This is a genomic window from Halorubrum trueperi (assembly GCF_042662525.1).
In the GTDB taxonomy this organism is placed as follows: domain Archaea; phylum Halobacteriota; class Halobacteria; order Halobacteriales; family Haloferacaceae; genus Halorubrum; species Halorubrum trueperi.
Genome location: NZ_JBHSXI010000012.1, coordinates 17,021 through 37,167, shown reverse-complemented (window position 1 = coordinate 37,167; position 20,147 = coordinate 17,021). Strand labels below are relative to the sequence as shown.

Here is a 20,147-nt window from a genome sequence, read left to right as displayed (position 1 = left end):
CGTCAACCAGGACCGAGGCCGTCCACCGCGGCGGTGCCACCGCTCAGAAGTTTTCGTCGAGCAGTTCGCGAGCGACGATGTTCTTTTGGATCTCCGTGGTGCCCTCGTAGATCTGGGTGATCTTCGCGTCGCGGTAGAGCCGCTCGACGTCGTGGTCGTTGACGAACCCCGCGCCGCCGTGGACCTGAACGGCCTCGTCTGCGACGTCGACGGCGACCCGCGAGGCGAACTCCTTGGCCATCGACGCGAGGGCGGTCAGGTCGCCGGACTCGTTGTCGACCGCCCACGCGGAACGGTAGGTCAGCCAGCGGGCGGCCTCCGTGTTCGTGTGCATCTCCGCGAGCTTGTGTTTGATCGCCTGGAAGTCGGAGATGGGGCGACCGAACTGCTCCCGCTCTTCGGCGTACTCCAGCGCGCGCTCGGCCGCGCCGCGGGCGATCCCGACGCCCTGCGCGGCGACGGCGGTCCGGGTCTCGTCGAAGAACTGCATGAGCTGGAGAAAGCCCATGCCGCGCTGGCCGATCAAGTTCTCCTCGGGGACTCGGACGTCGTCGAAGCGGAGCTCGGCGGTGTCGCTGGCGCGGATGCCCAACTTCCCGGTGATCTTCTCGCGGGTGAGGCCGTCGCGGTCGGCCTCGACGAGGATCTGCGAGTAGCCGGAGTAGCGGTCCTCGATGTCCGGGTCCGTCTCGCAGACGACCACGAAGTAGTCCGCGACCGTCCCGTTCGTGATCCACATCTTCGAGCCGTTGATGACCCACTCGTCGCCGTCCTTCGTCGCACGAGTGGCGACCGAGGTGACGTCAGAGCCCGCCTGCGGCTCCGAGATCGCCGATCCCATGACCGCGTCGCCCGCGGTTACCTCCGGGAGGACGCGCTCTTTCTGTTCGTCCGTGCCGAACTCCATCAGCGCCTCAGCACCGAAGCCGGCGCTGGAGACGCAGAGGCCGATCCCCGGATCGGCCGCGAACAGCTCCTCCGTGAGGATGGCGTTCTCCAGCGAGGAGTAGCCGACGCCGCCGTACTCGACCGGAACGTGCGGGGCGAGCAATCCCATCTCTGCGGCCTTCTCCATCACCCCGTGAGGGTACTTCTCGTCGACGTCGTACTCGGTCGCGACCGGCCGGATCTCCTCGTCGGCGAACCGCTGAACCTCCTCGCGTAGCTGTCGTTGCTCGTCCGTTAGCTGGAACTCCATGCCTCGTCCTTCCGCAGAGTCTTTGATAATCGTTCGTAAATGATCGAGAATTCGGATCGCGTTTACAGTTCTCTAAATTTGTGGCGGCGTCGTAATCGATGACAGGAGGAGGGATTTCGATGGAATGATTCGGTTGTTTATAAGTGAGCGTGGGGTGCTGCTGGCGATTATTTATAAATCGTTGACAGCGTGGTGAACATTTCTCCCCAGCCTCGCCGCTCTCTCGCCTTATAAAGTCGCTCGCGGCACCCCTCGCGCCGGCGACGCCACTGCACGTTCATTTATAAGTAGTCGTCGCTCTCGCACTTGTACTTTTAAATTGTAGGAGAGGTCGTACCGCCGTCGAGCCGCCTACGATCGCTTGCCGATCTCCTCGCGGAGCACGTCGGAGACAATCTCGCCGTCCGCTTTTCCGCGGAGCGCGCCCATGGCCTCGCCCATCAGGCCGGAGAAGGCACCCATACCCTCCTCGGCGATCTGGGCCTCGTTGCGCTCGACGACCGCCACGACCGCCTCGCGGACCTCCTCCTCGCTCACGCCCGAGAGCCCGGCTTCCTCGACGGCTTCCGCCGCCGACAGTTCGGGCGTTTCCGCGAGCGTCGTCAGCACCTCTGGGACGCCCTCCTTCGCGAGGTCGCCGCCGTCGACGAGGTCGAACAGCGCGAGGAAGTGCTCGTCGGTGAGGTTCTCGACGGGCGCGCCGTCACGGCGGATCTCGGTCGTCGTCGACTCCAGCGTCGAGGCCGCGAAGGTGGGATCGACGCCGCGCTCGACGGCCGTCTCGAACAGCGGGAAGCGCTTACCGAACGCGACCTGCTCGGCCAGCCCGCGGTCGAGGCCGAACTCGTCGACGTACCGGTCCGCCTTCTCGTCGAGCAGCTCTGGGCGGTCGACGTCGGTCGGATCCGGCTCGACCGGCGGCACGTCGGTCTCGGGGTACATCCGCGCGGCCCCGGGGAGGGGCCGGAGGTAGCGAGTCGTCCCGTCGTCGTTCGCGGCGCGGGTCTCTTCTGGCACTCCCTCGATCGCGGCGGCGGCACGGTCGGCGGCGGCCTCGATCGCGAGGTCGGCCGTCTCGTGGTCGGCGGCGACGATGGCGACCGCGTCGTCCCCGCCGGCGTCCACCGCCTCCCGAAGGGCGTCGACCTCCTCGTCGGTCACGCCGTACGCCGGCAGCTCGTCGGTGTGGAAGATCCCGCCCGCCCCGTGCCGTTTCGCGTGGTCGGAGAACTCGGTGCCGAGCCGACGATCCGGCTGGATCTCGCGGCCGACGAGCCCGTCGAAGCCGAACAGCGGGACCGCGGTGACCTTCCCGCCGTCGTCGAGCGCGCCACGGATCACGCCGGAGTCCGTGTCGGCGAACGCGTCCGTCACGTCCCGTACGTCGCCGACGCTCGCGTCGCGCTTACCGAGCTTGTCGCGGATCGCGAGCAGTTCGGCCTGTCGGCCGACCTCGCCGCGGACGATGTCCTCGATCCCCTGCAGGTCTTGGACGCCCTTCACCTCGACGCGCGCGCCCTCGGCGATAGAGACGTTGACGTCCTGGCGGATCGTTCCGAGTCCGCGCTTGACGGCACCGGTCGAGCGGAGCAGCATTCCGATCCGTTCTGCGGCCTCGCGGGCCCCCTCGGGGCTGCGGATGTCCGGGCCGGTGCCGATCTCGACGAGCGGAACGCCGAGCCGGTCCAGCGAGTAGACGATCCCCGCATCCGTCTCCTCGACGCGCTTTGCGGACTCCTCTTCGAGCATCAGGTCCGCGATCGACACGCGCCCCTCGCTCGTCTCGATCTCGCCCGCCTGGCCGAGCAGGATCGAGCGCTGAAAGCCCGAGGTGTTCGAGCCGTCGATGACGAGCTTTCGCATGACGTGGGCTTGATCGACGACGCTCACGTCGAGCAGGTCCGCGATCTGCATCGCGACGGAGAGCGCCTCCTCGTCGACTCGCCGGGGCGGCTCGTCGTCCTCCTCGACGAGGCAGGTGGTGTCGTATCCGAGGTAGGTGAACTCGCGGTCGACGCGGCTCTCCTCCACCGCGGCGTCGTCGAGCTCGCCCAGTTCGCTCTTCGTCGGGTGGAGCCGACGGGCGATCTCTCGCTCGGCCTCGTCGGGGTCGCGCTCGGTCGTCGGTGAGTCGCAGAACAGCTTCGTCGCGGTGTCGAGCTGCTGGTGGATCTCCAACCCGGCGACGAGCCCCAGTTCCTCGTGGTCGTACTCGGGGGTCGCGTCCGTACTCATTACGCGTTACTCCGGCAGGCCGGGACTAAAAGGGTGGCAGTTCGACGGGGAGTGCTGGTGAGCGATCTCGGGAGTGCGTGTTGCGGACCGACGACGACGTGTTCTGTAAATCCGTCGCTGCGAGAACAGATTCCTCGACCAGTGATCACGGAGACGGTGTCAGTCGACGACCGGTAGATCCGCCCGGCTCCCCTTCGGCACGACGGATCGCAGTTCGTCGTAGAGGTAGAGTCCGACGCCGATCGGAGCCCGCTCGCCGGCGATCTCGTGGGCCGCGATCAGGTATCCCCAGTCGCCGTCCCACTCGGGGAGGTCCTGATCCTCGCCGGCGGCGAACCGGGCGGCTCGCTCGGGATCGAGCTCGATCACGTTCCGAGTAGCGTGCTGACCGAATCGGGTGACCGCCCGGCCGGTGGGCTTCCAGTGCTCCTGTCTGGTCCGGAGGAAGGTCATCCCGATCGCTTCGACCCGACTCGGGTCGATCGCCTCGCCGTTGAAGATCCAGATCTTGCCCGCGCCCTTTTCCCAGAAGCTGTACCCCTCAAAGACGGTCGGGTCGATCCCGAACCGCTCTTCGAACCAGTCGAGCACTTCGCGGCGGCTCGCACGCCCCTCGACCTCGCGGTCGACGGGGGTATCCGGCAGGCGATCGAAGCGCTGTCCGTCGTTGGTGGGGGCGTCGTCGGTTGGAGCGTCGTCGGTGGGGCCATCGTCGGTTGGAGCGTCATCCGTGGAACCGTCGTCGGTCACGCTTCGACCCCCGTGGTACCGTCCCCCACGTGGAGCTTCGCACAGAAGAACCCGCCCGTGTCGTTGTGGTGCGGGTAGACGCGGTGCGCGCGGGTGACGCTGTCGTCGTAGGTCTCGCCGTCCCATTCGGTGACGCCGGGAATCGTGTCGATCGGGAGGTCGAGTTCGACGATCCGGCAGTCCTCCTCGCCGATCACGTGGTCGAGCACCGCTTCGTTCTCCTCGGGTGCGAACGTGCACGTCGAGTAGACGACGGTGCCGCCGGGGCGGGTCGCTTGCACGGCGCGCGCTAAGATTCCCTTCTGGATCCCGGCGACGCCGTGGACGTGGTCGAGCGTCCACTGGTCGACGACGTCCGGGTTCTTCCGGCAGGTTCCCTCACACGAGCAGGGGGCGTCGACGAGGGCGCGGTCGAACTCGTCGAACGCGAGCGGTTTCGTCGAGAAGTTCCGGGCGTCCTGGTTCGTGACGATCGCGTTGGTCACGCCGAGGCGCTCGGCGTTGTGCCGGAGCGCTGAGAGCCGACCGAGGTTGTTGTCGTTGGCGACGACGGTCCCCTCGTCGGCCATCGCATCCGCGATCTGGGTCGTCTTGCTGCCGGGGGCGGCGCAGGCGTCCCAGACGCGCTCGCCGGGCTGCGGGTCGAGCGCGAGCCCCGGGAGCACCGACACCTCCTCCTGGCCGTGGGTCCAGCCGTGGACGTACGGCCAGTTGCCGCCGGGGTTGCCGTCGGGCAGTCGGAAGAGCCCGTCGTGCCAGTCCACGGGCTCGTAGGCGACACCTTCCTCGTTGAAGGCCTCGCGGACGCGGGCGGGCGACGCCGCCATCTCGTTCACGCGGACGACCGACGGCAGCGGCCGATCGCAGGCCGCCCGAAACGCCGTCACGTCGTCGACGAGCGGTTCGTACCGCTCAAGCGGATTCATGGCACCCCTTTCGCGCCGGCCCGTTAGTCGGTTTCGGGACGCGCCCGACCGGTATCCCATCGCTCCCTACTTTTAGGTCGCTGCCCGGAATAGGTGAACACATGGCACGAATATCCGTCCTCGACGACGAGGTATCGCTGGAGGAGCCGACGCTAGTGGAGGGGTTTCCCGGCGTCGGTCTCGTCGGGAAGATCGCGACCGATCACATGATAGAGGCGCACGAGATGGTCCACTACGCCAACGTTCACTGCGACGGGCTCCCCCGGGTGGCCGTCTACCGCGAGTCGAACCCGGCGCTGACGACGCCCGTGCGGCTGTACGCCGATCCAGACCGAGACCTCGTCGCACTCCGAAGCGACGTACCGGTACACCCGAACGCGGCCACTGAGGTCGCGAATTGCCTCGACAGCTGGTTCGCCGAGACCGAAACCTTCCCCGTCTTCCTCTCGGGACTCGGCCGGGAGAAGGGCGAAGAGCCGCCCGCGCTGTACGGCGTCGCGACCGGAAACGGCGGCGACGCGCTGGAGCGAGCCGACGTCGAGAACCCGAACGAGTCCGGACTCGTCTCCGGGCCGACCGGCGCGATGCTCGCGGAGTCGCTGGAGCGCGACCGCGACGCGGTGGGGCTCGTCGTCGAGTCGGACCCGCAGTTTCCGGACCCGGAGGCCGCCCGGATCCTCATCCGCAAGGGGATCGACCCGATCGCGGGGACGGACACGCCGACCGACGGCCTCGTCGACCAGGCGGAGGAGATACGCGAGGCGAAGCGGTCGTTCGCGGAGCGGATGCAGGAGGCGAACGAGGAGAGCTCACAGGCGGAGCCGCTGAAGATGTTCCAGTGACGCCCCTCCTATCCCCTCCCTCAATCGTCGTCCTCTAGCTCGTCGAGGATCGGTCGGTACTTGAGTTGGACCTCGTCCCACTCGCGGTCGGGATCGGAGTCGGCGACGAGCCCGACGCCGGCGAAGAGGGTGGCGCGGCGGCGACTCGCGACGGCCGACCGGATCGCGACCGCGAACGCGCCGTTGCCGGCGGCGTCGATCCACCCGACCGGGGCGGCGTACCAGCCGCGGTCGAACGGCTCCGTCTCGTGGATCGTCTCCAGCGCCCGGTCCGGCGGGAGCCCGCCGACAGCCGGGGTCGGGTGGAGCGCTTCGACCAATTCGAGGACGTGGCGGTCGTCGCTCAGCTCCGCCGTGATGGGGGTGTGAAGGTGCTGGACCGTGGCGAGTCGGCGGACCCGCCGCTCGCCTGCGGAGATGGATGCCGCGAAGGGCTCGAGCTGATCGCGGACGGTGTCGGCGACGAGCTCGTGCTCATGGACGTTCTTGTCGTCGTCGAGCAGCTCCCGCGCGAGCCACTCGTCCTCCGCCGGGGTTTCGCCGCGACCGGTGGTTCCGGCGAGCGCGTCGGTCTCGACGGTGCGACCGCGCAGCGCGACCAATCGCTCCGGCGTCGCGCCGAAGAAGGCGCTCCCGCCGTCGTCGGGCTCGAAGTAGTAGCGGTGGCAGTCTGGGTACTTCTCCGCGAGGCGTTCGAGGGTCGCGGCCCGCGGGAAGTCGGCGGCCAGCCCCGCCTCTAACGCCTGCGCCAGCACGACCTTCCGGAGGTCGCCGTTACGGATTCGACCGACCGCGGCCTCGACGCTCTCTCGCCACGCCTCGCGGGTCGTCGTCCGACGGCTCGCGGTGATTCCGGGTCGCGGCGGGCGATCCGATCGGTCGGCGGAGTCCGAGATTCCGGAGAGTCCGGAGAACCGATCGACTTCGCTCGCGAGTCGATCCTCGACGGCGGTGACGGATGCATCCGGTCCCGTCGCGTTTATCGTGAGCCAGGTGCCGTTGTCCGCGAACGTGATCTGGACGCGGGGGAGCACGAACCGTGCCTCCGGAAACGGTTCCCACGGTTCGCCCTCACACCCTCCCTCGTGAAACGCGAAGCCACCGAAGAGTCGGGGGCGCGCGGCCTCAGTGCCCGCGTGAACGTCACCCGAGTCGAAGAGATTGGCGGCGGCGGCGCGGACGTCTGCGAACCGATCGGTTCCGCTCGCGGTCAGCGTCGCGGCCGCGCCGCTGCCGAGAACGAGCGCGTCGTCCGGCGCGTTCCACGTCGTCCGCGGCGACGGAAGCGCGTCGAAGGCGGCCGCGAAGGGCGGCGCGTCGATCCCAGTCGTGCGGCTCACGAGCGGGGGGGACGACGTGGAGCGCACCTGTTCCATTGACGGCGAGTCGGTGCCGGGGAACCTTTATCCTGACTATCGGGGGAACCGCCGAGCCGAACGCGGTCGAAACCGTCAAACTGAGACGAATCCGGAAACCGTCAAGCCGAGATGAATCCGGAGGCCGTCAAGCCGAGACGAATCCGGAGGCCGCACCCTCACCTTCGACGGTGCGACGGTCAGCCGTATCGCTCTTCGTTCCAGGGGTTCGCGGCGTCGCTGTAGCCGCGCTTCTCCCAGTACCCGAGCTCCTTTTCCGCGAGGAACTCGACGCCGGAGACCCACTTCGCTCCTTTATAAGCGTACGTGTGCGGAGTGACGACCCGAATCGGACCGCCGTGGTCCGCGGGGAGTTCGTCTCCGTCGTAGCCGAACGCGAACAGGACCCCCTCTCGGGCGCACTCGTCGAGCGGGAGGTTCGTCGTGTAGCCGTCGAGCGCGTGGAAGAGCACGTGTTCCGCGTCCTCGCGGACGCCGGCGCGCTCGACGATATCGGCGAACTCGACGCCGGTGAACTCGCAGTCGAACTTGCTCCAACCGGTGACGCAGTGGAAGTCCTGTCGCTGCGTGACCGACGGGAGATCGCGGAACTCGTCGAGCGAGTACGAGAGCGAGTCGTCGACGGAACCCCAGACCTCGAAGCGGAACGATTCGGGGTCCCACGCGGGCGTCCCGCTCTTCGAGAGCACCGGAAAACGGTCGGTCTCTCGTTGTCCCGGGGGAAGTCGCTGATCGCCGTGTTCGCGGTACAGGCCGGTGAGGTCCTCGACGTCGCCCTCGATCGCTACGTCGGCGTCCGTGGCACCGGATCCGGTCATACGATCGGATAGCGGCTGCACCCACGTATCGGTATCGCTCTCGACGCTGCACGCGAGTCATATTGGATAGCACTCACAAATTTGGGATATACTGTCTTTGATTGGAACAATCTAAAATATACTTACGATTTTCCCCGTTATCGGTTTCTCATCTCCGTAGCGTCGACGCCACATTTATATACCCATTACCATTACTCCCGGGCAGGAAATGCCACGAGTAGAGATAACCGTGCCGGAGCATCTGGAGATGCAGATCGCCCAGATGGTCGAGCAGGGTGAGTTCCTCAACCGCGAAGAGGCGGTCGAAGAGCTCCTGTCGACGGGAATCAAGGCGTACAAGACGAGTGGCCCCATGGACGACGACGAGTCCAGCGGCTTCGAGGACGAAGGGATGATGGGCCACGAGGACGAGTACGTTTTCTGACGATCCAATCGTCGCTTCAGCGCGTTCTCCGCGCCACGAGTTGTGAGCCCGACGCGAAGTGCTGGAAAGACGCGGAGGACCCGCAAACACTGAGTTTTCGGAACGTAATGTAACCCCGAGCACGCGGTACCGTGCGTATTCCCCTCAACAACGCTTAAAGGGCCTACGACCCGTATCGGGGGACATGCACAAGGACGAGCTCCTCGAACTCCACGAACAGATGGTGACGATCATGGAGCACTTCCGGAATCACGAGACCGTCGACAGCGCGCTTTTCGACCCGTACGACGAACTCGACGTCGAACCCTCGCACGTCCACAAATCGAAGAGCGAGCACAAACACGCCGTGTTCGTCCTCGGTAACGCCCTCGCCAACGCGATGAGCGAAGACGAGTTCTCCCCCGCCGGTCGCGTCGGCAAGCGGATGGAAGAGCTCGCAGACGACGCCGAGAACAAGATCTGAGGTTTGCAACCGGGTCCCGCCAAACGACGTAACGCTGACCCGCGGATTGATATGCGACCGTCCGCTCCCTCTACCACATGGTCGCGGAGGCGCTGACGTCCGACGCCGCACACCTCGCCGTCGGCGCTGCGCTCGTCGCCGTCGCACTTGCGGTCGTTTATCAAACGGATCGACCGGCCGGTGCGTGGACCCGCGCCCTCCGATCGCGGTTCCTGCTCGGCGTTCCGTGGGGAACGCTCGTCGTCGTCGCCGCCGTCGTCGCCGTCTACCTGCTCGTGCAGAGCGGGCTGGAGAACCCGAACCGCCCCGTCGTGATCCCGTTCCGATCGTGGTCGTACTTCTACCCGGAGGGGCTCCTCTGGTCCGGATTCGCGCATTCGAGTCGCGGACACATCACCGGAAACCTCCTGTCGACGCTCGTCGCGGGCGCGCTCGCGGAGTACGCGTACGGTCACTTCCCGGGCGGACGCGATGTCGACGACGAGACCGGAACGGTGCGGTCTCACCTCCCCGACACCATCGACCGGAAGTCGCTGCGCTCCGCGGTTCCGTCCCGTCGCTCCCTCCGATCGATCTTCGAGACGGTTCGGACCAAGCGCTCGACCGGGACGCTCGCTTCGGATCCGTACGTCCGCGCGTTCTCGATCGTCCCCGGGGTGACGCTGCTGTTCGGCGCGGTCTCGTCGCTGTTCGCGCTCGGGCCGGTGATCGGATTCTCTGGCGTCGTCTTCGCGCTTTGGGGATTCGCGCTCATCCACTATCCGGTGAAGGCCGTCGCGGCGTTGACGGGAACGACACTGGTCAACGTCGCGTACGAGACGCTCCGAAACCCGGTGGTGTACGCCGAGGCGAGCGGGTCGTACGGCCCGCCGGGCTGGGCGAACGTCGCCGTGCAGGCGCACGTGCTCGGGATGATAGCCGGGATCCTCGCCGCGGCGTGGCTCGTTCGTCGACGGCGACAAGGAGAGATCGGAGGCGACGCGAACGGCGGAGACGAAGCGAACGGCGGAGACGACGCGAACGGCGGAGACGACGCGAACGGCGGAGACGACGCGAACGGCGGAGACGACGCGAACGGCGAACCCGAACGCTCGCGAACGACCGCGCTCGCCGCGTTCGGGGCGATCCTGTTGTTCGGCACTTCCCGTCGGCTGTGGGCGATCTACTGGTACCTCGGGAACGAGCGGTACGAGCTGTACCGCGCGGTCGGGTTCGGGCTGCTCGCCGCCCTCGCGGCGATCGTCGCCGTCGCGGTCGCGGGCCGCGACGAGCCGCTTCGCCCCGATCTCGCCGTCCCCGAACCGGAGACGGTTCGGGAGAGGATCCGGTCGGCGACGCCCGCGGCGATCGGGCTGTTGTTGCTCGCGTCGGCGCTGGCGGTCGTCGCCGGACCGGGGATCCTCCCGAACCTCGTCGCCGTCGACGACGGCGACCTTCCGGGAGACCCGATCGAGGTCGACGGGTACCAGTTGACGTACGCCGAGAACGTCGAGAACGAGGTGGTGAACGTCGTCGACATCGAAGCGTTCGGGCGATCGACCTCGGTCAACACGTCCGGGGTGATCGTGAAGAACGCAGACCGGGAGATATGGACGACGGCCGTCTCCCGGGGAAACCTCGCGTTCTGGGGCTACCGCGCGGTCGACGTCGGGGGGACCGGGTGGCGCGAGACCGTCTGGGTCCAGCGGACCGGCTGGGTGACGGCGAACGGCGGTCCAGTCTACCGGGTCGACGCGATTCGGGACGACGCCCGATCGACGCTGTACGCGAGCGACCCGGTCCGGGCGGAACCGCGGATCGACGGCCGAAACGTCACGGTCGCCGCCGTGCCGGACGGGTTCGAACTCCGTGTCGAGCACGCGGGAACGAACGCAACCGCTCCGATTCCGGCGGCGAACGAATCGGTGACGCTTCGGGGGGTCTCGTTCGTCCGTGAGGAGGATCGGGTGTACGCGGAGCGCGGGGAGACGCGGGTGCGGATCGCGGCGGTAGAGCGGTACGAAGGACGTCAGTGAGCGCGATCGAAGGGCGACAGTGAGCGCGATCGAAGGGTGACAGTGAGCGCGATCGAGGGACGACGGGAGGGGTCGTTTTCAGGCCCACTCGATCCGATACACCTCGGCATCGATCTCGCGCGACTCCTCGGCGTGGTGGTCGAACTGCTCGTCGAGGGCGAAGTCGGCCGCGAACGCGTGAGTCACCTCGCCGCCGTTGTCGTCCGCGAACGCCTCGACGAACTCGCGGCTCCCGGCGTTGTGAACCGAGTACGAGACGGTCGCGACGCGGCTCGCGGTCGCCAAGAATCCGCGATCGGCGTTTCGGTTTCCGTCCTGCGCACCGAAGGGAGGGTTCATGACGACGGTCACGGGACCGGGAGCGGCGAGCGGGAGTCTCGTCGCGTCCCCCTGAATCCAGTGAACGGGGGCGCTGGCGGCGACGCGACGCTCGTTCCCGGTCGCGGTCGTCAGCGCGGCCCGGTCGATCTCGATCCCGAAGACGCGGGCGGGGCCGCGGAGGGCGGCCGCCAGCGCGAGCATCCCGGTTCCAGTGCCCAGATCGAGAACCGTTCGACCGTCGATGTCGCCGTGGAGGTCGGCGAGATGGACGACGTGAGCCGCGAGATCTGGCGGGGTGGGGTACTGTTCAAGGGCGACGCGAGGATCCTCGAACCCGGCGACGACGCCGAGCTTGGTCGCGAGCGAGCGCTTCGATGCCATGCGTCAGGCCGTGGGCGCGTCGCCGCCCGTTCGGACGAGTTCGACCCCTTCGCGACGGGCGCGCTCCGCCAGCGCCGACAGCGCGGGATCGACCGCGCTCCGGTCGGCGACCTCGTCGAGACGAACTTCGACTCGCCCGGCACCGAGGAAGGCGGCGGCGCGGACGAAGTCGCGAAGTCGATCCGCCTCTCGCTGCGTGGCGAGCGTGTCCTCCTCGTCGAACCGGGCGGCCACGGACAGGGTCGCGGGCTGATAGCCGCGGGTCGCCAGCTCGGCCTTGAGGTCCCGAAGCCGTTCCGGTGCCGTGCTACCGAGGTCCGCCGCGTCGACGACGACCGGTTCGATCTCCGCCGGCCGACAGCCGCGGAGCGTCGCTTCGATCCCGTCGGACTGCGTCGTGCTCATATGCCATCATATACATTGGTAATACAAAAGCTTTTGTAAATGCTCAATAGTAATTATTTGGCGGGCGGCGGGATCCGGCGACGAGATCCCCCGCGTCGCTGAGCGGTCCGAATGCCACTCGAAGTGAAAGCGATTCCGACCGTCGGCGTCGGTCACGTTTCGTGTTCGACGAGCGATCGCGGGCGGGTCACGGCGCGGCGAATCGGACCCGCAGATATACACAACACGCACGTCTGAGGACCGCAATCGGTCGCTCATGGCTATCTCGGAGCAGTCGGCGGAACGCCTCGCGACTGGCGTTCGGACAAAGGTTTAAATGCGGCAATAACCAGAAACCTTATAATGGAACGTCCGAGCCGCCAGCGCCAACAGGAGCGAGACACAGAGCGAGAATCGGACGAGAAGACGCTCTCCTGCCCGGAGTGCGAGTCGAAGAACATCGTCACCGACGCCGATCAGGAGCTCGTCTGTGAGGACTGCGGGCTGGTGCTGGACGAACAGAACATCGACCGCGGTCCGGAGTGGCGGGCGTTCAACCACTCCGAGCGCCAGTCGAAGTCGCGCGTCGGTGCCCCGATCACCGAGACGATGCACGACAAGGGGCTGACGACGACGATCGACTGGAAGGACAAGGACGCCTACGGTCGATCGCTCTCCTCGGAGAAGCGCTCGCAGATGCACCGTCTGCGGAAGTGGCAGGAGCGTATTCGGACGAAGGACGCGGGCGAGCGCAACCTCCAGTTCGCGCTCTCCGAGATCGACCGCATGGCCAGTGCACTCGGTGTTCCGCGGTCGGTACGCGAAGTCGCTTCCGTGATCTATCGCCGCGCGCTCAACGAGGATCTCATTCGCGGTCGTTCCATCGAGGGCGTCTCCACCGCCGCACTCTACGCCGCGTGCCGGCAGGAGGGGATCCCGCGCTCGCTCGACGAGGTCGCCGACGTCTCGCGGGTTCCCCAAAAGGAGATCGGTCGGACGTACCGCTACATTTCGCAGGAACTCGGACTCGAACTGAAGCCGGTCGATCCGAAGCAGTTCGTTCCGCGATTCGCCTCCGCGCTCCAACTCAGCGAGGAGGTTCAGTCGAAGGCGACCGAGATCATCGACGTCTCCGCCGAGCAGGGGCTGCTGTCGGGGAAGTCGCCGACCGGATTCGCGGCCGCAGCCATCTACGCCGCCTCCCTCCTCTGTAACGAGAAGAAGACCCAACGCGAGGTTGCCGACGTCGCGCAGGTCACCGAAGTCACCATCCGCAACCGCTACCAGGAGCAGATCGAAGCGATGGGCTTTCGGTAGCTCGGCGGGGGACCGCTTGGTACAGGAGGAGGTCTGGGAAGGCGAGAAACGGGGTGGCGCGAGACGGAACAGAACGGAGAGGGGCCGGAGTGCGGAGGAGATCGCGGCAGTGTGATCGGGTTTTTAATCGCTACCGAGCGTAGCGACAGCCGAGATGTACTCTCAGATCCTCGTACCGACCGACGGCAGTCCCGCGTCGGACGCCGCGATCGAGCACGCGATCGACCTCGCCCGGCAGTACGACGCGCGTCTCCACGCACTCTACGTCGTCGACGGGAGCGCGTACTCGGCGCTCGAAGCCGGTGCGGAGATCGTCGTCGAAGCGCTCGAAGCCGAGGGCGGGGAGGCGACGAGACGCGTCGCCGACGCCGCCGCTGACGCGGGCGTCGACTGTACGACGACGGTCGCGACCGGCACCGCCTACCAGTCGATCCGCGACTACGTCGACGACAACGACATCGACGTGATCGTGATGGGAACTCACGGCCGGAAAGGGTTGGACCGGTATCTCCTCGGCAGCGTGACCGAACGCGTCGTCCGGACCGCCGACGTACCGGTGTTGACGGTCCGACAGCCGACGGATGAGTAGCCCCCGACCGGCCGAGCGAGCGTCGGGGCAGTCGCCCCGTTCGGAGTGATCACATGCGCGACTGGTTATCCCACCGCGTCGTCTCCTCGCCCGACGACACCGCGCTCGTGCGGGCCGAAGACGGCGAGGCGTGGACGTACACCGATCTCGATCGACTGGTCACCGAAACGGCCGGCAGACTCGTCGCGCGGGGTATCGAGGAAGGCGACAGGCTGGGCGTTCTCACGCCGCCGTACGTCGGGACCGTCGGGCTCGTCCACGCGGCGATGCGGATCGGCGCGACCTTCGTCCCGCTCGGGACGGAACTCACGGAGCGCGAGCTGGGCGAGCGAATCGATCGAGCCGAGGTGTCCGCGGTCGTCTGCGCGGATCCCACCGAAGATGCCGCGCTCGGAGCGGTCGACGACATCGACGAGACACCCGTGTTCTCCGTCGACGAGCCGACCGACGAAGCCGTCGGGGCGGTCCACGGCGTGGACCCCGACCCGATCGACCCGCCGGAGTGGGCGTTCTCGGATCACCTCTGTATGCTCTTCACTTCGGGGACAGCCGGAGATCCCAAGCCGGTTCCGCTCACCGCAGGCAACGTGTACAGTTCCGCCGTCGCCTCCGCGTTTCGGCTGGGCGTCGATCCCGACGACCGCTGGCTCGTGTCGCTGTCTCTACACCACATGGGCGGGCTCGCGCCGGTGTACCGCTCGGCGCTGTACGGAACGACGCTCGTGCTCCGCGAGGGATTTCACCCCGGCGGGACCGCCGACGACATCGACACCTACGACGTGACCGGCGTATCGCTCGTCCCGACGATGCTCAAGCGGATGCTCGACAGGCGCGGGACCCTCTCGGACACGCTCCGGGCGGTCCTGCTCGGGGGCGCACCCGCGTCGGACGATCTCCTGGAGCGGTGTCGCGACTACTCGATCCCGGTGTACCCGACCTACGGGATGACCGAGTCGGCCTCACAGATAGCCACCGCGACGCCTCGACAGACGAAAGGACGACTCGGAACCGTCGGCCGTCCCCTGTTCGGCACCGACGTGACGATCGTCGACGAGGACGGAGTCCCGGTCGATCGCGGCGAGACAGGCGAGATCGTCGTCGACGGACCGACGATAACGCCCGGCTACGTCACCCCCGAGTCAGACGTCTCGGACCGGGTAGGTGGAGTGGACCGGGCTGACGGCACGGACCGGGCAGATGGAATGGACCGGGCTGACGGCTTAAACCGGGCAGGTGAAATGGACAGGTCAGCGGGGTTGGATCGTTCGGCGTTCGGACCTCTCGGACTGCACACGGGCGACGTCGGTCGGTTCGACGAAGACGGATATCTGTACGTGCTCAACCGGCTCGACGACCGGATCATCAGCGGCGGTGAGAACGTCGAACCGGGCGAGGTGGTCGACGCGATCCGAACGATCCCGGACATCGAGGACGCCGCCGTGGTGGGGCTCGACGACGACTTGTGGGGCGAGCGGGTCGCGGCCCTCATCGCGGTCGACGAGGGGAAACTCGGAGCTACCGGCGACGGTACGGAGAGCGACGGCGAAGGTGAGAGCGACGGCGAAGGCGAGAGCGACGGCGAAGGTGAGAGCGACGGCGAAGGTGAGAGCGACGGCGAAGGTGAGAGCGACGGCGAAGGTGAGAGCGACGGCGAAGGCGAGAGCGACGGCGAAGGCGAGAGCGACGGCGAAGGCGAGAGCGACGGCGAAGGCGACGGTACGGAGAGCGACAGCACCGCGGAGAGCGACGCTGACGGGCAGGCCGGTACGAACGGCTCGATCGATTCGAACGGTTCGATCGATTCGAGCGGTTCGACCGATGCGGATGACTCAGCTGAAGCGGACGATGCGACAGAAGCGGACATTTCGGACGGTGGAGACGAGGCGACGCCGAGCGACGGGTCTCCGCCGGCTTCTCCGATAGCCGACGAACGGCTCGTCTCGGTCCTCCGGGATCGGCTCGCGGGGTTCAAAGTACCCAAGACGGTCGCGTACGCCGACGCTCTTCCCCGGACGGTCTCCGGAACGATCGATCGGGAAGCCGTGCGGGAAGCCCTCCGGGACAGGGGGCACGATCCGCGAGGCGGCCCCGAGGCCGAACTGGAGACGGCGGGGTTCGAACCGGCCGACCCGACGGATCCCCATGAATCGGAGGGGACGGGGGAACGAGGCGGAAGCAAGCATGCTTCCGAGGAGGAGGACGCCGACGGCGAGCAGTTCGACGAAGAGTGGGATAACGACGAGGATCTCGGCGACGAACAGTTCGACGACGAACTGCTCGACGGCGAGGCTCCCGGCGACGAACAGTTCGACGACGAACTGCTCGACGGCGAGGCTCCCGGCGACGAACAGTTCGACGACGAACGGGCCGACGACGGATATTCCGACAGCGAGGCCCCGAGCTCCGAGCGGGACGACGACGCGGAGAGCGAAGACGCAGAGGACGACGACGCAACAACGTAGTGAACTACCCCGAAGTTTATCGTTGTTTCACGAACGTTTTGACCACGGAGCCCGCGGATCGGGCATGGACCTACTCGACGACAGCGTCGTTCCGGAGCACGCGCGGGACGTGAAGCGCGAGGCTCGCGAGTTCGCCGAGGAGTACATCGCGCCGAACGCCGAGGGGTACTACGATTCGGGCGAGTACCCGTGGGAGGTGCTGGAGGCCGGGATGGATGCCGGGCTCGTCGCACAGGACATTGACGAGGAGTACGGTGGCGAGGGGTACGACCTCGCGCAGATCCTCGCCATCGCCGAAGAGTTTTACCGCGCCGACGCCGGGATCGCGCTCACGCTCCAGCTCGCGAGCTTCGGCTGCGAGATGGTCGAGCAGTACGGGACGGACGAACAGAAAGAGGAGTACCTCAGACCGGTCGCGGAGAACGACCAGATCTCCGGGCTCGCGGTCTCCGAGCCGGAGACCGGCTCAGACCTCGCCGGAATGACGACGAAAGCCGAGCCGGTCGAGGGGGGCTACGAACTCACCGGCGAGAAGTACTGGGTCGGCAACGCGGTCGAGGCCGACTGGCTCATCGTCTACGCGAAGACCGGTGACGGCGAGGACCGCTACTCGAACTACACGCTGTTCATCGTCGAGACCGATTCGGACGGGTACGAGGCCGAACACATCCCCGAGAAGATGGGAATGCGCGCCTCGAAGCAGGGACACATCGTCTTCGACGACTGCTTCGTTCCCGAAGCGAACGTCGTCGGCAGCGAGGGCGGCGGCTTCTACGTGCTCGCCGACTTCTTCAACCACGGACGGATCGTCGTGGGGGGGCACGGGCTCGGGCTCGCCGCCGCAGCCATCGAGGAGGCCGAGGAGTTCGTCCACGGTCGCAACGCGTTCGGCCGTACCGTCAACGAGTTCCAGGCCGTCCAGCACACGCTCTCCGACATGCGTATCGGGTTCGAATCGGCACGCGCGCTCAACTGGCGCGCCTGCGAGAAGGTCGCGAACAACGAGGACGCCGGCTACTGGGCCGCCCTCGCGAAGACGAAATCGACGGAGGTCGCCACCGACTGCGCGGAGAAGGGGATGAAGCTCCACGGCGGACGCTCGATACTCACCGACCGACGGATCGCCCGCGTCTACCGCGACGTCCGCATCCCGGTGATCTACGAGGGGGCGAACGACATCCAGCGGAACCTGATCTACCGGCAGTCCCGGTGAGTAGGCGAGGGCCGATTCGGGTCGCGGCCGTCGGCGAAAGCGCCAAGACGCCCGCGAGACAGTACCGCGTATGCGACTCGAGGACTACTGGGGGATCGGTCCGAAGACGAGCGAGCGGCTGGGCGATTCGCTCGGGACCGAGCGAGCGGTCGAGGCGATCGAGTCGGCCGACGTCCGCGCGCTCGTCGACGCCGGGCTGCACCGCGGCCGGGCCACCCGGATCCTCCGCCGAGCCAACGGCGAGGCCGGCATGGACGTCCTCGCCACGAGGGACGCGCGCTCGGTGTACGACGACCTCCTCTCTCTGGCGGCGAGTCACGCACTGACGGGTCACGCGGCCGACAGGATCCGGGTGTTGACACCGAGCACCGACCGGGCGGCGATCGAATCCAGGCTCGACGAGGTGGTCGCCGCGCGCGCCGCGTGGGACGACCTCGTCGAGGCCGACCGCGATCGGATCGTCGACGCGTTCGACGCCTACGACGACGCCGACGGATCGGACCTCGCGGCCGTCGAGACGGCGCTCGCGCTCCGCGAGGTCGGGGTCACCGGCCCTCCGTTCGAAGAGATCGGCTCGCTGGACGGGGAGGCGCTGCGCGATATGGCAGGCGCACTCGCCGACGTGCGAGGCGCGATCGAGCCGGGACCGGACGGCGACGCCGCGTTCGACGTGGCTCGCGGAGCGGACGAGGAGTTGGACCGGCGGCGCGATCGGCTCGCCGCCGCGAGAGAACTCTCGACCGCCGCGTTCGACGTGCTCGACGCGGTTCGAGACGGCTCGCTGCGCGACTTCGAAGCGTTGGAGGCGGCGACGATCGAACACGTCGCGAGCGAGACGGGGGTCGATCCGGCGACGGTGCGAGCGGCTGCACCCGACGACGCGCTCGACGCCGCCGACTTCGTCTCCGGAACCCTTCGCGATCTCGTCGCGGAGTTGGAGGCGTCGGTCGCGGAGCGAGAGGAGACGGTCGCCGCCGATATCCGCGAGCGAATCGGCGGCGTTCGGGCGGTCGAGGATTACGACGACTCCGATGGAGATGCCGACGGCGGCGTCGCCCGGGCGGTCGCTGCCGTCTCGGACGCCGCGTTTCTACTGTCGCTCGCGCGGTTCGCGGCCGAGTGTGACCTGATCCGTCCCGAGTTGGTGGACGACGGGATCGCCGTTCGAAACGCGCGGAATCTCTTTATCGGGGCCGACGTCCAGCCGGTGTCGTACGCGATCGGGTCGCACTCGCTCGCGAGTGACTCCGGAATCGCGAGTGCCGAGACGCCGCCGACAGGCGACCGCGTGAGCGTCCTCACTGGAGCGAACTCGGGCGGGAAGACCACCCTGTTGGAGACGCTCTGTGCGGTGTCGCTGCTGGCATCGATGGGGCTACCGGTACCGGCCGAGGAGGCGGAGATCGGCACATTCGATCGGATCGTCTTCCACCGACGGCACGCCTCGTTCAACGCCGGGGTGTTGGAGTCGACGCTGAAGTCCGTCGTACCGCCGCTCGTCGAGGACGGGCGGACGCTGATGCTCGTCGACGAGTTCGAGGCCATCACGGAACCGGGACGGGCCGCTGACCTGCTGAACGGACTGGTCACGCTCACCGTCGACCGCGGCGCGCTCGGCGTGTACGTTACCCACCTCGCCGACGACCTGAGTCCGCTGCCCGACGCCGCCCGGATCGACGGAATCTTCGCCGAGGGGCTCACGAGCGACCTGGACCTTCGCGTCGATTACCAGCCGCGGTTTGGAACGGTCGGGAAGTCGACGCCGGAGTTCATCGTCTCGCGACTCGTCGCGAACGCGAGCGATCGCGGGGTCCGCGCCGGGTTCGAGCACCTCGCCGGGGCCGTGGGCGAGGAGGCCGTCCAGCGGACCCTCTCGGACGCGGAGTGGTCGGACGGCGATGACTGACCCAGATCCGTCCGGAAACGACGGCAATCCGCCGGATCCCGCCGCGGGGTCGTCCGGGCCGGGTCGGCTCCGATCGATCGCGGTCCACCGCGAGGACGTCGCAAGCGCCTTGGAAGCGACGCTCCGGACCGATCACGAGGTCGTCCTCCGCGTAACGCCGCCGTTCTCCGGACGGATGCGCGCGCGGCTGCACAGCGTCGACGATGCCGCGCCGGCAAGGGCGAATGCGGACGAAGAGGCGGGTCCCGAGCCGATCTGCATCCATCCGCGAGACCTCGTCGCCGACGTACAGGCATACCCCGAGGTCGACGAGACGGCCGCCAAACATCCGGACGCTGACGTCGAAACGCATCGACGAGTTCACGGGGAAGCAGTCGAAGCGTGGCGCGAGCGCGTGCGAGACTCGATCGTCGAGTCGGTGGCCCTCGACGTCGACGACGGACCGGACCGCGAGGTCGACGTGAACGCGCTCGGGTAGGCAGGATTGGATGGACTCTTCTGAAGAGAACTGACCTGAAAACGGATCT

General features: G+C 67.4%; 18 protein-coding genes. 10 read left to right on the top strand and 8 right to left on the bottom strand.

Translation table 11 applies throughout. The features are described from left to right. Window positions 1–43: 43 nt before the first annotated feature. From ACFQEY_RS10690 to ACFQEY_RS10675, 4 genes are all read right to left on the bottom strand, one after another. A complete protein-coding gene (locus tag ACFQEY_RS10690; RefSeq protein WP_379768331.1) occupies window positions 44–1,198 on the bottom strand; it encodes an acyl-CoA dehydrogenase family protein in 1,155 nt (384 codons plus the stop codon). A 351-nt stretch (window positions 1,199–1,549) separates the two neighbouring features. Beyond that, entirely contained in the window at window positions 1,550–3,433 is a 1,884-nt protein-coding gene (gene gatE, locus ACFQEY_RS10685; protein ID WP_379768329.1) for a Glu-tRNA(Gln) amidotransferase subunit GatE, read from the bottom strand. A 159-nt stretch (window positions 3,434–3,592) separates the two neighbouring features. Next, window positions 3,593–4,183, bottom strand: coding sequence for a DUF7122 family protein (locus tag ACFQEY_RS10680; protein WP_459863136.1), 591 nt, complete (start codon window positions 4,181–4,183; stop codon window positions 3,593–3,595). Beyond that, on the bottom strand, window positions 4,180–5,109 hold the full coding sequence (locus ACFQEY_RS10675) for an RsmB/NOP family class I SAM-dependent RNA methyltransferase (RefSeq protein WP_379768327.1): 930 nt from the start codon (window positions 5,107–5,109) through the stop codon (window positions 4,180–4,182). The genes ACFQEY_RS10680 and ACFQEY_RS10675 overlap by 4 nt, the downstream gene beginning before the upstream one ends. Window positions 5,110–5,210: 101 nt before the next feature. On the opposite strand from ACFQEY_RS10675, the gene ACFQEY_RS10670 reads away from it, so the two are divergent. After that, entirely contained in the window at window positions 5,211–5,951 is a 741-nt protein-coding gene (locus ACFQEY_RS10670) for a proteasome assembly chaperone family protein (RefSeq protein WP_379768325.1), read from the top strand. 20 nt (window positions 5,952–5,971) lie between these two features. On the opposite strand, the gene ACFQEY_RS10665 is transcribed toward ACFQEY_RS10670, so the two are convergent. Together ACFQEY_RS10665 and ACFQEY_RS10660 are read right to left on the bottom strand one after the other, a co-directional pair. Beyond that, complete coding sequence (locus ACFQEY_RS10665) at window positions 5,972–7,327, bottom strand: isochorismate synthase (protein WP_379768324.1); 1,356 nt, start codon at window positions 7,325–7,327, stop codon at window positions 5,972–5,974. A gap of 179 nt (window positions 7,328–7,506) precedes the next feature. Continuing rightward, the gene (locus ACFQEY_RS10660; protein ID WP_379768322.1) at window positions 7,507–8,145 is read right to left on the bottom strand and encodes a sulfite oxidase-like oxidoreductase; all 639 of its coding nucleotides are present in this window, start codon (window positions 8,143–8,145) and stop codon (window positions 7,507–7,509) included. A 208-nt stretch (window positions 8,146–8,353) separates the two neighbouring features. On the opposite strand from ACFQEY_RS10660, the gene ACFQEY_RS10655 reads away from it, so the two are divergent. The 3 genes from ACFQEY_RS10655 to ACFQEY_RS10645 all read left to right on the top strand — a co-directional run bounded on the left by ACFQEY_RS10655 (window position 8,354) and on the right by ACFQEY_RS10645 (window position 11,047). Then, a complete protein-coding gene (locus ACFQEY_RS10655; protein ID WP_379768320.1) occupies window positions 8,354–8,569 on the top strand; it encodes a DUF7120 family protein in 216 nt (71 codons plus the stop codon). Window positions 8,570–8,753: 184 nt separating this feature from the next. Then, the gene (locus ACFQEY_RS10650) at window positions 8,754–9,032 is read left to right on the top strand and encodes a UPF0058 family protein (protein WP_379768318.1); all 279 of its coding nucleotides are present in this window, start codon (window positions 8,754–8,756) and stop codon (window positions 9,030–9,032) included. A gap of 77 nt (window positions 9,033–9,109) precedes the next feature. Continuing rightward, window positions 9,110–11,047 carry a rhomboid family intramembrane serine protease gene (locus tag ACFQEY_RS10645; RefSeq protein ID WP_379768316.1) on the top strand — a complete coding sequence of 646 codons (1,938 nt, stop codon included), beginning with the start codon at window positions 9,110–9,112 and terminating at the stop codon, window positions 11,045–11,047. Between the two features lie 78 nt (window positions 11,048–11,125). On the opposite strand, the gene ACFQEY_RS10640 is transcribed toward ACFQEY_RS10645, so the two are convergent. Together ACFQEY_RS10640 and ACFQEY_RS10635 are read right to left on the bottom strand one after the other, a co-directional pair. Further along, window positions 11,126–11,749, bottom strand: coding sequence for an METTL5 family protein (locus ACFQEY_RS10640; RefSeq protein ID WP_379768314.1), 624 nt, complete (start codon window positions 11,747–11,749; stop codon window positions 11,126–11,128). Between the two features lie 3 nt (window positions 11,750–11,752). Beyond that, window positions 11,753–12,154 (bottom strand): DUF7961 family protein, encoded by a 402-nt coding sequence (locus ACFQEY_RS10635; RefSeq protein WP_379768312.1) that lies wholly within the window; start codon window positions 12,152–12,154, stop codon window positions 11,753–11,755. A 342-nt stretch (window positions 12,155–12,496) separates the two neighbouring features. Here ACFQEY_RS10635 and ACFQEY_RS10630 point away from each other — a divergent pair, with 342 nt between their 5' ends. The 6 genes from ACFQEY_RS10630 (at window position 12,497) to ACFQEY_RS10605 (ending at window position 20,098) form a co-directional block, all read left to right on the top strand. Further along, window positions 12,497–13,450, top strand: a complete 954-nt coding sequence (locus ACFQEY_RS10630) for a transcription initiation factor IIB (RefSeq protein ID WP_379768310.1) — start codon at window positions 12,497–12,499, stop codon at window positions 13,448–13,450. A gap of 154 nt (window positions 13,451–13,604) precedes the next feature. Beyond that, complete coding sequence (locus ACFQEY_RS10625) at window positions 13,605–14,039, top strand: universal stress protein (RefSeq protein ID WP_379768308.1); 435 nt, start codon at window positions 13,605–13,607, stop codon at window positions 14,037–14,039. Window positions 14,040–14,092: 53 nt separating this feature from the next. After that, the gene (locus ACFQEY_RS10620; protein WP_379768306.1) at window positions 14,093–16,501 is read left to right on the top strand and encodes an AMP-binding protein; all 2,409 of its coding nucleotides are present in this window, start codon (window positions 14,093–14,095) and stop codon (window positions 16,499–16,501) included. Window positions 16,502–16,565: 64 nt separating this feature from the next. Further along, the gene (locus tag ACFQEY_RS10615; RefSeq protein WP_379768304.1) at window positions 16,566–17,714 is read left to right on the top strand and encodes an acyl-CoA dehydrogenase family protein; all 1,149 of its coding nucleotides are present in this window, start codon (window positions 16,566–16,568) and stop codon (window positions 17,712–17,714) included. A gap of 70 nt (window positions 17,715–17,784) precedes the next feature. Then, complete coding sequence (locus ACFQEY_RS10610; protein ID WP_379768302.1) at window positions 17,785–19,620, top strand: MutS-related protein; 1,836 nt, start codon at window positions 17,785–17,787, stop codon at window positions 19,618–19,620. Next, a complete protein-coding gene (locus ACFQEY_RS10605; protein WP_379768300.1) occupies window positions 19,613–20,098 on the top strand; it encodes a DUF8009 family protein in 486 nt (161 codons plus the stop codon). The genes ACFQEY_RS10610 and ACFQEY_RS10605 overlap by 8 nt, the downstream gene beginning before the upstream one ends. Window positions 20,099–20,147 lie beyond the last annotated feature (49 nt).